Genomic DNA, 12056 nt, shown 5'->3' on the forward strand with positions numbered 1-12056 from the left:
CCCGCCCTTATTTGCCTTCGCGCCGCAGCGGCCGCGCCAGCAGGGCGCGGATCGATTCGTCGAGGTCCGCGCCGCGATGCAGGATAGCATCGACGGCGCTGCATATCGGCATCTCGATGCCGAGCGTCGCGGCGCGTTCGAGAACCGCCGGCGCCGTCGCCGCGCCTTCGACCACCTGCCGCCGGCCCCGCATGTAGCTTTCGTATGACACGCCCTTGCCGAGCGCGGCGCCGAGCGAGCGATTGCGCGACAGCGGCCCCTGGCAGGTGAGCACCAGATCGCCGAGCCCGCTCAGGCCCGTGAGGGTTTCGAGATTGGCGCCGAGAGCAAGGCCCAGTCGCGCCATCTCGGCGAAGCCGCGGGTGATCAGCGCGGCGGCCGCGTTGTGGCCGAGGCCGCGCCCTTCGACGATGCCGGCCGCGATGGCCAGCACGTTCTTCACGGCGCCGCCCAGCGACACGCCCACCACGTCGTCGGTCCAGTAGGGCCGGAACATGCCGGCAGCCAGCGAGGCCGCGAGGTCGCGCCCGAGTGCGGCATCGGCGGTGGCGATGCTGACGGCGGTGGGAAGCCCCTGCACGGCTTCCTCGGCGAAGCTCGGGCCCGAGAGCATGGCGATGGCGCGGCCCGGCAGCACCTCGGCCAGCACCTCGGGCATCAGCAGGCCCGTCGTGGCCTCGATGCCCTTGGCACAGATCACGACGGGGCCAATGCCCGGCAAGTCGTGCGCCACGGTGCGCAGCGCCTGGGCCGGACAGACGAGGAGGATCGCATCGCAACCGGCAAGCTCGACGAGGTCCGTTGCCGCTTCGATGCCGGCGTCGAGCGATTGTCCCGGCAGGTAGATCTCATTGCGGCGGTCATGCGCGATCGCGGCCGATACACTGCGGTCGCGCGACCACAGGGTCACCCGGCGACCGGCGCGGCGGCCGAGACAGGCCAGTGCCGTCCCCCAGGCGCCGCCGCCCACGACGCCGATATGGGCGATGTCCGTCACGCGATCCCCCTCACGCGATCCCCGTCACAGGCTGAGATTGAAGGCGATGGAGATGCGCTGCGCCGTGCCGCGATAGGGCCGTACCTGGTGCAGCACCCACGACGGGAACATCACCAGCCGCCCGGCCCGCGGCGAGATGGTCTGGTTGGTGCCGACCGACAGGCCGCCCGGCAGGCTGAAGGCGAGATAGGGCGCGTACATCGCCGGCGCCGGGCCGCGCGGATCCATGAACTCGAGTTCGCCACCCAGCGACGGATCGGCCGGGATGCCGCCATCGTCGACATAGTAGACGCCCGACCAGTAGCTGCCGGGATGGGAATGGAACTCGTTGCCGTGGCCGCCGCGGTTGATGTTGGCCCAGATGTTGGCCTTCCAGGCGATCGTGACCGCGTTGCCTTCGCGATCGCTCGTACTGCGGTTGGCGATGTTGCGTGCGATCGCCAGCAGCCTGATCGCCGGAACGCCCGCCCACTTGTCGAGGTCCCAGGTCGATTGCCAGCCGCCGAGCGTGCTGTGCGGCTCGTTCTCCTGTTCGGCCTCGCGCTTCGCCAGGACCGGGATCAGCGCGGCATTGAGCTGCGGACCGTCGGGAAGATCGGCGATCAGGATCGGCGTCGCGAAGGCAGCGACGGTTTCGAAGACGGGCTGGGCCTGGCTCATGACGGCACTCTACATCCGATTGGCGGCGGCGGGATCGAGCGGCCAGCGCGGCCGGGGACGGAAATCGAGCGCATCGACCCGGCCCAGACGCAGCCGTTCGACGCCGGCCCAGGCGATCATGGCGCCGTTGTCGGTGCAGAGCCTGACCGGCGGGGCGACGAGCTTCGCGCCGTGCGCCGCCGCGACCTCATCCAGTCGCCCGCGCAGATAGACATTGGCTGCGACGCCGCCAGCCACCACCAGCGTCGACGACGGCGCCAGCGCCAGCGCGTTGGCGCAGCGGTCGGCGAAGACGTCGCCCACCGTGCGCTGGAACGAGGCGCAGAGATCGGCGACCGCGCGCGGATCGTCGGCGGGCAGCTTCTCGACCGTCTGGCGCACCGCGGTCTTGAGGCCGGAAAAGGAGAAGTCGCAGCCGGGCTTGCGCCACATCGGCCGCGGCAGCGCGAAGCGTTTCGGGTCGCCGCCTTCAGCCGCCCGCTCGACGGCGGGTCCACCCGGGAAACCGAGACCGAGCAACTTGGCGGTCTTGTCGAAGCATTCGCCGGCGGCATCGTCGATGGTGGTGCCCAGCCGCGTGAAGTCGCCCGGGCCGCGAACGGTGAGCAGCTGGCAATGGCCGCCCGACACCAGCAGCAGCAGGTAGGGAAACTCGACGGGCTCCGTCAGCCGCACGGAGAGCGCATGACCTTCGAGATGGTTGACCGCGATGAAGGGTTTGTCGTGGGCAAAGGCCAGCGCCTTGGCCGTCATCACGCCGACCATCACGCCGCCGATCAGCCCCGGCCCGCCGGTCGCCGCGATGGCATCGAGATCGGCCAGCCCGAGGCCCGCCTCGTCCAGCGCCTGGGCGACCAGCCCGTCGATGCGCTCCAGATGGGCCCGCGCGGCGATCTCCGGCACAACACCGCCGAACCGGCGATGCTCGGTCAGCTGGCTGTAGACCGTATTGGACAGGATCCGGCCGACCGGCTGCGTCCCCGCCGCGCCCTCGACCACGGCAACGGCGGTCTCGTCGCAGCTCGTTTCGATTCCCAGCACGCGCATGCGCGACTTCTAGCGGCCCGCACCCCGGGGCGCCAGACGACGTATCGTCCGATAGGGCAATCGCATATGCGGTAAAGGTCCCTCACTGCGTTCGGGATGACACTGTTTGCCGATCGGCGCACTGCGCAAATCCCAACAAAATTGTCATCCCGAACGCAGTGAGGGACCTTTCGCTTCATTCGAGACGCCAGCTACCGCGATCTTTTGAGGGCAAACGCGATTGCCCTGCATCGTCCGGGAGTTAGAGGTTCAGGTTGAACGCGATCGAGATGCGTTCGGCCGTGCCGCGATAGTGGCGGACCTGGTGGAGCAGCCATGACGGGAACAGGACCATGCGGCCGGCCTTCGGCTGCAGGACCTCGTTGGCGCCGCCCGATAGGCCGCCCTTCATCGCGAAGCCGAGATGCGGTGCATACATCACCGGGCCGGCCCCGCGCGGATCGAGGAATTCGAGCGCCCCGCCCAGCGACGGATCGGCGGCGATGCCGCCGTCGTCGACATAGTAGACCCCGGACCAGAAGGCGCCGGGATGCGTGTGGGGCAGGTTGCCGTGGCCGCTGCGGTTGATGTTCGCCCACATGTTAGCGCGCCACGTCACCGCGAAGACGCCAGGATGGGGGCCGCCGCCTGCATTGCCCGACCGGTCGATCGTCACGCGATTGGCGGTGTTGCGGGCGATGGCCAGCAGCTTCAGCGCCGGCACGCCGCCCCAACGCTCCATATCCCAGGTCGACTGCCAGCCGCCTTCGTTGGAAGCCTGTGTGCCGGGGTGGGACTTCTCGCGCGCCTCGATGACCCGTCGCAGGTCGGCATTCAACGCGGCCGCGGCCGGCACCTCGTGAACGACGATCGGCGTAGCAAACAACGGTACGATCTCGAGATCTTGACTCATACTCGGCCTCTGTTCGCCGCCTTTTTGCCTGTGGGTCCCTGCCCCCGCAACTACCGCCGAACACAACTTCTCGGCACCACGCCTTCTGGCGTGACGCGGCGCCCTGCGCTAGAGCAGCGCGCATGACGGCCCCCCTCCTTCGGCTCGGCACCCGCGGCAGCCCTCTCGCCCTCACCCAGACCGGCCTGGTGCGCGACGCCCTGGCCAAGGCGGTGCCCGCGCTCGCGGCACCCGGCGCGATCGAGATCGTGACCATCCGGACAACGGGCGACGTGATCCAGGACCGGCCGCTCTCCGAAGCCGGCGGCAAGGGACTTTTCGTCAAGGAGATCGAGGAAGCCCTGCTGCGCGGGCGCATCGACGCCGCAGTGCACAGCATGAAGGACATGCCGACGGCGCAGCCGCCCGGCCTCGCAATCTCGGCGTTCCTGCCGCGTGAGGATGCGCGCGACGTGCTGATCGCGGGCGACCTCGAACGCATCGACGAATTGCCGCAGGGCGCCATCGTCGGCACGTCGGCGCTGCGTCGCAAGGCGCTGCTGCTGCATCGCCGGCCCGACCTGCGCATCGTCACGCTGCGCGGCAACGTCGACACCCGCCTCGCCAGGCGCGCCGACGGCACCGTACAGGCGACGATCCTGGCACTGGCCGGGTTGAAGCGGCTGGGCAAGACCGGCGTCGGCACGGCCATCCCGGAAGCCGAGATGCTGCCAGCGGTCGGCCAGGGTGCCGTGTGCATCGAAGCGCGCACGGACGACGCGCAAACGCGCGGCTGGCTCGCCGTGATCGATCACGAGGCCACCGGCGTCTGCGTGCGCGCCGAGCATGCGATGCTGGTCGTGCTCGACGGATCCTGCCGCACGCCGATCGCGGGACACGCGATCCTGACGGGCGGCGAACTGCATCTGCGGGGCCTGATCGCGCGGCCCGACGGATCGGAAGTGATCGCAACGGAACGGCGCGGCGCGATCGCCGACGCCGCCGCGCTCGGGCGCGATGCGGGCGAGGAGCTGAAACGCCGCGGCGGACCGGGCTTCTTCGCCGACTGACGCACACTCGACCGGCGGCGAAGCGGCCCCTAGACTTCGATCCATGCACCCCATCCTGCGTTTCCTGCTGGTCGCGTGCGGCTTCGTGTCCCTGCTCGCCGCGTGCGAGACGGCGCCCGTCTCGGGCCGCTCGCAGGTGATGCTGGTGAGCGAGAACGAGGAGCGCGAGATGGGCCTGCAGGCCTATCGCGAGGTGTTGAACAAGGAACCGCTGTCGCGCGACGCCCAGGTCAACGCCATGGTCGACAAGGTCGGCCGGCGCATCGCCAATGCCGCCGAGCATCCGCCGCAGGAACTGTGGCGCGCGCCGCGCTTCCGCTGGGAATTCAAGACGGTCGACAAGAACGAGCCCAATGCCTTCTGCCTGCCCGGCGGCAAGGTCGTGGTCTATACGGGCCTGCTGCCGATCACGAAGACCGAGACCGGAATGGCTGTGGTGGTCGCCCACGAGGTGGCGCATGCGCTGGCGCGCCATGGCGCCGAGCGCATGAGCGACCAGATGGTGGCGTCGGTCGGCACCGCCGCCGCGGCCGTGGCCCTGTCGGCGACGGTGAGCGGCCGCAGCCGCACCTATCTGCCGGCAATGATGGCCGCGGTCGGCGCCGGCGCGACGGTGGGCTACATCCTGCCGATGTCGCGCGCCCAGGAATCCGAGGCCGACCGCATCGGCCTGGTGCTGATGGCGATGGCCGGCTACGACCCGCGCGAGGCGGTCGCCCTGTGGGAGCGCATGCGCGCCGCGAGTTCCGGCAAGCGGCAGGCGGAATGGCTCAGCACGCATCCTGCCGACACCACGCGCATTGCCGACATCAGGCGCTGGCTGCCGGAAGCCATGCAATATTACAAACCGCGATGACCGATACGCTGGAATACGATGCCACCGGGTTGCTCTGCCCCCTTCCCGTGCTGCGCGCCAATCGCAAGCTGCGCGAACTGGCGCCCGGCGGGCTGCTCACAGTGCGCGCGACCGATCCCGCCGCGGAGGCCGACTTCCCCGCCTTCTGCCGGCAGACCGGACACGAGCTGGTCTCCTCGACCCGCGAGGGCGAGGTGCTGGTATTCGTGATTCGGAAACGCTAGACGCCCGTCCGACAGACAAGAGAGAGATCATGCCGCAGACGACCTTCAAGACCATCGATTCCGCCGACGTGTCCGGCAAGCGGGTGCTGGTGCGCGTCGACCTCAACGTGCCGATGAAGAAGGGCGTGGTGACCGACGCGACGCGCATCGAGCGCGCGGCGCCCACGATCAAGGAGCTGGCCTCCAAGGGCGCGAAGGTGATCGTGCTCAGCCATTTCGGCCGCCCCGACGGCAAGCGCGTGCCGGAGATGACGCTGCGGCCCCTGGTCGAGCCGCTGGAGAAGGCGCTCGGCAAGCCGGTCGCCTTCGCCGAGGATTGCGTCGGCCCACTGGCCGAGGATGCCGTGCGCAACATGAAGCCGGGCGACGTGCTGCTGCTCGAGAACCTCCGCTTCCACAAGGAGGAGGAGAAGAACGAGGCGGGCTTCATCGACAAGCTCTCGCTGCTGGGCGACGTCTACGTGAACGATGCCTTCTCGACCGCGCACCGCGCGCATGCCTCGACCGAGGGCCTCGCTAATCGCCTGCCGGCATTGGCGGGCCGCCTGATGCAGGAGGAGCTCGAGGCGCTCGACAAGGCGCTGGGCAACCCGAAGCGTCCGGTCTGCGCCATCGTCGGCGGCGCCAAGGTCTCGACCAAGCTCGACCTGCTGGGCAACCTGGTCGGCAAGGTCGACAAGCTGATCATCGGCGGCGGCATGGCGAACACCTTCATGCATGCGCAGGGGATCAGGGTCGGCAAGTCGCTGTGCGAGAAGGATCTCGCCGCCACCGCGCTCGAGATCCTGGAAAAGGCCAAGGCCGCGAAATGCAAGGTGCTGCTGCCGGTCGACGTCATGGCGGCGGACGAGTTCAAGGCCGACTCCCCGCATGTCGTGGTCGACGCGGACGCGTGCCCCGACGACAAGATGATCCTTGATGTCGGACCGAAGTCGATCGCGCTCTACCAGCAGGAGCTGGCCGAGTGCTCGACGGTCGTATGGAACGGGCCGCTCGGCGCCTTCGAGATCAAGCCGTTCGACACGGGTACGGTGGCAATCGCCCATGACGTGGCGCGGCTCACCGGCATGGGCAAGCTCCTGTCGGTGGCCGGCGGCGGCGACACGGTGGCGGCCCTCGCCGCGGCCGGTGTCGAGGAGAAATTCTCCTATGTCTCGACGGCAGGCGGCGCCTTCCTCGAATGGATGGAAGGCAAGACCCTGCCGGGCGTTGCGGCGCTGATACGGGCGGCGTAGCGTCGGCGCATGAGCGCCCCGCCGACCCAACCCGATCGCCCGCGCCTGCCGTGGGATCCGCCCGAACATTTCGAGAAGCGGGTCCCCGACGGCGACAATCGCGAGCGGCTGGTCTGCGGCCGCTGCGAGTTCATCCACTACCAGAACCCCAAGGTCGTCGCCGGCGCCGTCTGCACGTGGGAAGACAAGATCCTGCTGGCCAAGCGCGCCATCGAGCCGCGCAAGGGTTTCTGGACCCTGCCGGCCGGCTACATGGAACTGGGCGAAACCACCGAGCAGGCGGCCCAGCGCGAGGCGCTGGAAGAGGCCTGCGCCACCATCGAGATCGACCGGCTGCTCGCCATGTACAGCGTCGCCCGCATCGGCCAGGTGCAGATCATGTACCGCGCCCGGCTGGTCACGCCCGAGATCGCCTGTGGCGTCGAAAGCGAGGAAGTGGCGTTGGTCGACTGGGCCGACATACCGTGGGACCAGCTCGCCTTCCCGACCGTGGTCTGGGCGCTCGCACACTTCCACGAATCACGCGACAAGGCCGACTTCTCGACCTACTCCAATCCCACCGGCGACCTCGCCCGCATGTGGCCACCGCGCAAGCCGGCCGGCGTCTAGTCGTCCGGGAGTCGAGCGGCGACCCGAGAGGGCCGGATGAACAGCGAAACCGACTACTACACGATACTCGGCGTCCTGCCCTCGATCGACCAGGGCGCGCTGGCAGCCGTATACCGGGCGCTGCTCAAGAAGCATCATCCGGACCTGCAGGACGGCGACAAGGTGGATGCCGACCGGATGACCCGGCGCATCATCGAGGCCTACGAGATCCTGGGGAATGCCGATTCGCGCGCCGAGTACGACCGGCTTCGCGAGAATCGCGGCGCGTCATCCGACGATTTCGACGACGATGCCCGCCCGACCGACGACGGGCAGGAGATGGCGGACGAGCAGCTCGACGCGGCCTGGTATTACATCGCGAGATACTATCCGGAGGCGGAGCGGGCTCGCCGGGAACTCGCGGAACTGTCTTCGGCGCTGGCGCTCACCTTCCAGGTCACGCTCGTCGAGACGAAGGTGGCACCGGAAGCAGACGAGCTGGCCGACACCCTCAGGCATCAGTTCCTCGAACGCTATTTCGGATCCAATCCCGACGTGCAGGCGTTCGCCGTCGAGGCGCTGCGGCGGAATCGCCGCGACGTCGCCCTCGAGATCAACCAGGCCATCAAGTTCCTGGGCTCGCCGCGACCCACCGAGACCGCCCGCTTCATCGAGACCGTGAAGCATGTGACGCAGTGGAAAGACCGCGTGGCCACGCGGCAACGGCCGGCGGGCAATGGCAACCGGGGAGGCTTCACGCTCACCAGCGTCGACTGGGCGACGCTGGCCGCCCTCTTCTCGATCGGCCTGATCGTGCTCGCCTACGCGAAGATCATATAGGCGGCGTGCCGCGCCTCAGCCGCCGCGGGCGAAGGGATTGTCGTCGCCGTCCCAGTAGCGCCTGAGCAGCGGGATCTGCAGGAAGGCGAAGACCATCGTCAGCGGAAAGCTGAGGAACATCTTGCTGGCGATCCACGTATCGGTCGGGAAGTTGCGCCACATCACTTCGTTGACGATCGCCAGCACGAGGAAGAAGACCGTCCAGCGCATCGTGAGCTGGTACCAGCCCTCGTCGGTCAGCCGAAAGGCTGCGCCGAACAGCGGCTTCAGCAGCGGCTTCTTGAACAGGATGAGCCCACCGCCCAGGATCACGGCGAACAGGCAGTTCACGATCGTGGGCTTCAGCTTGATGAAGGTATCGTCCTGCAGCCAGATGGTGAGGCCGCCGAACACCAGCACGAAGAAGCCGCCGACCAGCGGCATGACCGGCCAGCGTTTCTCCAGCCAGCGGTAGCAGGGCAGCGCGATCGCGGTGGCGACGATGAAGACGCCGGTGCCCCAGTAGATGCCCCAGCGCCCGTTGGCGACGAAGAACAGGACCAGCGGCCCCAGTTCCAGCGCCGTGGCGTAGAGCCGGCGCATGCCGTTGTCGTCGCCGCTCCGCTCCGTGCTCATACCGGCAATCCCATCAATCCGCGTGCAAAGGCCCTTGCCTCGAAGGGCCGGAGATCGTCGATGCCTTCGCCGACGCCGATGGCGACGACCGGCAGCTTGAACTTCTCAGCCAGCGCCACCAGCACGCCGCCCTTGGCACTGCCGTCGAGCTTGGTGAGGACCAGCGCGTCGACCGGCGACATGGTCCGGAAGGTCTCGACCTGGGCATGCGCGTTCTGGCCCGTGGTGGCGTCGAGCACCAGCAGGCAGGAATGCGGCGCCTCGGGGTCGAGCTTGCGGATGACGCGCACGATCTTGGCGAGCTCTTCCATCAGGTTGGTCTTGTTGTGCAGGCGGCCCGCCGTATCGATCAGCAGCACGTCTGTCTTCTCGGCGCGCGCCCGCTCCAGCGCCTCGTAGGCGAGGCCCGCCGCATCGGCGCCCGTCTGCTTCGACACCACCGGCACGCCGGCGCGGTCGCCCCAGACCTTGAGCTGCTCCACGGCGGCGGCGCGGAACGTGTCGCCCGCAGCGAGCATCACCGAGCGGCCCTCGCCCTTGTAGAGGCCGGCGAGCTTGGCGATGGTCGTGGTCTTGCCGCTGCCGTTCACGCCGACCACCAGCACGACATGCGGCTTGCGCGCGGCGTCGATGGTGAGCGGCACGGCGACGGGTTGCAGGATCTCGGCGATGTCGTCGGCGAAGGCCGCGCGCACCTCCTCGTCGGTGACTTCCTTGCCGAAGCGTTCCTTGCTCAACTTGCCGACGAGCCGGCTGGCGACGGTCACGCCGAGGTCGGCCTGGATCAGCACGTCCTCCAGATCGTCGAGTGTCTGCTGGTCGAGCTTCTTCTTGGTGAAGAGGCTGGTGATGCTCTCGGCGACCTTCTTCGTCGACTTGGACAGGCCTTCGCGCAGACGCGACAGCCAGCCCTTCTTCTCGACCGCGGGCGCCTCGACCGCCTGTGTCTCGACCGTTTGTGTCTCGACTTCGGGTTCCGTCTCGACCACCGCTTCGGCCACGATCACCGTCTCGACGGCGGCGGGCTCGTGCTCCGGAGCGGTCTCCACCGGCTCAGGGGCCGATTCCACCGGCGGCGGGGCGGCCGGCATTTCGGGCTCGGGGGCGACGGCGGGCTCGACCGCTTCGGGCTTCCCGGCCTCGGGCTCGGCCGGCCTGGGCGTTTCGGCCGCCGGAGTCCCCCGGAGAAACCGGCTGAACCAGCCCTTTTTCTGCGGCTCGCCGGTATCACTCATGCGAGCAACGAACGGTCGAGTTCGCCCCTGTAGGCGACCGCGATGCCGCCGGTCATCGACACATGGTCGTCGCGCAGCCACTCGATGGTGAGCGTGCCATGCTCGACGACGACATCGACCTTGCGATCCGTCAGGCCCCGCCGCGCGGCGGCAACGCCGGCCGCGCAGGCGCCCGAGCCGCAGGCAAGCGTCAGGCCCGCGCCGCGTTCCCAGACACTCAGCCTCAACTTGTTCTTCCCGATGATCTGCGCAACGCCGACATTGACCCGCTCGGGAAAGAACGGATCGTGCTCGAGCCTGGGCCCCAGCTCGGTGATCGGGATCGATGCGAGATCGTCGACGAAGAAGGTCGCGTGCGGATTGCCGACATTGGTGCCGACCGGATCCTGCAAGGGGCCCAGACCGACCGGCATGTGATTGGTGTCGCAGGCGCTCGCGACAGGAATCTCACGCCAGTCCATGCGCACCAGCCCCATGTCGACGGAGATCACCGGCAGCCCGTTGGCGCCGCTTCCGACCTTCTGCGACTCGAGCAGGCCGGCGACCGTCTGGATCGTCGCGTCGTCGGCCTTGAGCTCATCCATCACCACCGAGGCGACGCAGCGCGTGGCATTGCCGCAGGCCTGGGCCTCCGACCCGTCGGGATTGTAGATGCGCATGAAGACGTCGGCATCGCGCTCGGTCGGCGGCTCCAGCACGATGAGCTGGTCGCAGCCGACGCCCAGCCGGCGGTCGGCGATGGCGCGCCGGCGCGGCACCGTGAGATCGAGGGCAGCGCTACGCGCATCGAGCACGACGAAGTCGTTGCCCAGCCCGTGCATCTTGAGGAACGGCGTTCCGGCCATGCGGCGCTATATGGCGGTTCGGCCCGGCCAGCGCAACGAGCGTGCCTGGACCTGGCCGGCCTGCGGCCCGCCGATCTCGCGCACATCGAGCGTCGGCAAGCGCTTGGTGTAGATCGTGAGATGCAGGATGCCGAGCGGCTCGTAGGGCATGGCCGGCTCGACGAACAGGCCGCGGCCGGCGTCCCAGGCCGGCGTGGCGTGATGGACGGGCCAGTTGCAGCGGCTGGGCAGCGGTTCGCAGGCGAAGCCCCGGTCGTACACCAGCACGTTGAGCGCGACCTGGTCGGTCATGTCGGTGGAGCGCTGCAGGGCGTCGCCCAGCAGCCCGGCCCAGCCCTGCCAGTGGGGCGCATCGGCCGCGAGGGCGAAGACGCCGGCATTGATCAGCGGGTAGCGGATCAGACGTTCGGCCACCTCCCGGCCGAAGGCGGCTTCGAACGCGGCACCGTTTATCGACGAGAATTCCTGCCAGGCATGGCGGTAATGCCGCATCGAGCGGTGGATCTCCGGTGCGACGGCCAGCGCCCCCGTCCGCGCGGCGGCGAGGAACAGGGCGACCGCGTCGCCCTGCTGCACCCAGCAGTCGCCGTCGATCCAGAGATAGAGGTCGAAGCCCGGAAAGTAGCGCGGCAGGAACGGCCGGGCCGTCAGCGCCTTGTAGCCATCCTTCAATGTTTCGCGGCCGGGAAACTCGAAGTCCCATTGCGGCACCACCAGGGTGGCGCCGCGCGCGACACACCAGGCCCGCTGATCCTCCGTCAGCCCGCAATCGAGGACACCCAGCGCCAGCCCGCGGCCCTCCTCCGTCGCCTGCAGCGAGGCGATGCAGTCGCGCATCAGGTCGAAATAGGCGGCATCGCCGCCGGTGATGGCAATGGCCCGTTCGGAAGCAGCGGTTTCGGTCACGCCACGAAGATGGCGTATCGACAGGCTTTGCGCCACAGTCCGCGCCAACGAACGCCTCCCTGGGGGA

General features: G+C 68.7%; 14 protein-coding genes. 6 read left to right on the forward strand and 8 right to left on the reverse strand.

What is annotated here, in order from left to right; all coding sequences use genetic code 11:
- Positions 1-7: 7 nt before the first annotated feature.
- From Q0Q48_RS02720 to Q0Q48_RS02735, 4 genes are all read right to left on the reverse strand, one after another.
- Positions 8-997, reverse strand: coding sequence for an NAD(P)H-dependent glycerol-3-phosphate dehydrogenase (locus Q0Q48_RS02720; protein WP_295133536.1), 990 nt, complete (start codon positions 995-997; stop codon positions 8-10).
- A gap of 24 nt (positions 998-1021) precedes the next feature.
- The gene (locus Q0Q48_RS02725) at positions 1022-1657 is read right to left on the reverse strand and encodes a TIGR02466 family protein (protein WP_295133539.1); all 636 of its coding nucleotides are present in this window, start codon (positions 1655-1657) and stop codon (positions 1022-1024) included.
- 9 nt (positions 1658-1666) lie between these two features.
- Entirely contained in the window at positions 1667-2704 is a 1038-nt protein-coding gene (tsaD, locus tag Q0Q48_RS02730; RefSeq protein WP_295133542.1) for a tRNA (adenosine(37)-N6)-threonylcarbamoyltransferase complex transferase subunit TsaD, read from the reverse strand.
- A gap of 241 nt (positions 2705-2945) precedes the next feature.
- On the reverse strand, positions 2946-3596 hold the full coding sequence (locus Q0Q48_RS02735; protein WP_295133545.1) for a 2OG-Fe(II) oxygenase family protein: 651 nt from the start codon (positions 3594-3596) through the stop codon (positions 2946-2948).
- A gap of 122 nt (positions 3597-3718) precedes the next feature.
- On the opposite strand from Q0Q48_RS02735, the gene hemC reads away from it, so the two are divergent.
- The 6 genes from hemC to Q0Q48_RS02765 are packed head-to-tail and all read left to right on the forward strand — an operon-like array spanning position 3719 to position 8388.
- Positions 3719-4645, forward strand: coding sequence for a hydroxymethylbilane synthase (hemC, locus tag Q0Q48_RS02740; RefSeq protein ID WP_295133548.1), 927 nt, complete (start codon positions 3719-3721; stop codon positions 4643-4645).
- 43 nt (positions 4646-4688) lie between these two features.
- The gene (locus tag Q0Q48_RS02745) at positions 4689-5501 is read left to right on the forward strand and encodes a M48 family metallopeptidase (RefSeq protein ID WP_295133551.1); all 813 of its coding nucleotides are present in this window, start codon (positions 4689-4691) and stop codon (positions 5499-5501) included.
- Entirely contained in the window at positions 5498-5725 is a 228-nt protein-coding gene (locus Q0Q48_RS02750; protein WP_295133554.1) for a sulfurtransferase TusA family protein, read from the forward strand. Before Q0Q48_RS02745 ends, Q0Q48_RS02750 begins: the two co-directional genes overlap by 4 nt.
- Positions 5726-5754: 29 nt before the next feature.
- A complete protein-coding gene (locus Q0Q48_RS02755; RefSeq protein ID WP_295133557.1) occupies positions 5755-6960 on the forward strand; it encodes a phosphoglycerate kinase in 1206 nt (401 codons plus the stop codon).
- 9 nt (positions 6961-6969) lie between these two features.
- Entirely contained in the window at positions 6970-7569 is a 600-nt protein-coding gene (locus Q0Q48_RS02760) for an NUDIX hydrolase (RefSeq protein ID WP_295133560.1), read from the forward strand.
- Between the two features lie 36 nt (positions 7570-7605).
- A complete protein-coding gene (locus Q0Q48_RS02765) occupies positions 7606-8388 on the forward strand; it encodes a DnaJ domain-containing protein (protein ID WP_295133562.1) in 783 nt (260 codons plus the stop codon).
- Positions 8389-8403: 15 nt separating this feature from the next.
- Here Q0Q48_RS02765 and Q0Q48_RS02770 read toward each other — a convergent pair whose 3' ends face one another.
- The 4 genes from Q0Q48_RS02770 to Q0Q48_RS02785 are packed head-to-tail and all read right to left on the reverse strand — an operon-like array spanning position 8404 to position 11989.
- A complete protein-coding gene (locus tag Q0Q48_RS02770; protein ID WP_295133565.1) occupies positions 8404-9003 on the reverse strand; it encodes a septation protein A in 600 nt (199 codons plus the stop codon).
- A complete protein-coding gene (gene ftsY / locus Q0Q48_RS02775) occupies positions 9000-10238 on the reverse strand; it encodes a signal recognition particle-docking protein FtsY (protein ID WP_295133568.1) in 1239 nt (412 codons plus the stop codon). Before ftsY ends, Q0Q48_RS02770 begins: the two co-directional genes overlap by 4 nt.
- A complete protein-coding gene (dapF, locus tag Q0Q48_RS02780) occupies positions 10235-11083 on the reverse strand; it encodes a diaminopimelate epimerase (RefSeq protein WP_295133571.1) in 849 nt (282 codons plus the stop codon). Before dapF ends, ftsY begins: the two co-directional genes overlap by 4 nt.
- 6 nt (positions 11084-11089) lie before the next feature.
- Complete coding sequence (locus Q0Q48_RS02785; protein ID WP_295133574.1) at positions 11090-11989, reverse strand: hypothetical protein; 900 nt, start codon at positions 11987-11989, stop codon at positions 11090-11092.
- Between the last annotated feature and the right edge of the window lie 67 nt (positions 11990-12056).

Origin of the sequence: uncultured Reyranella sp., from assembly GCF_945957355.1 — a bacterium.
GTDB lineage: Bacteria > Pseudomonadota > Alphaproteobacteria > Reyranellales > Reyranellaceae > Reyranella.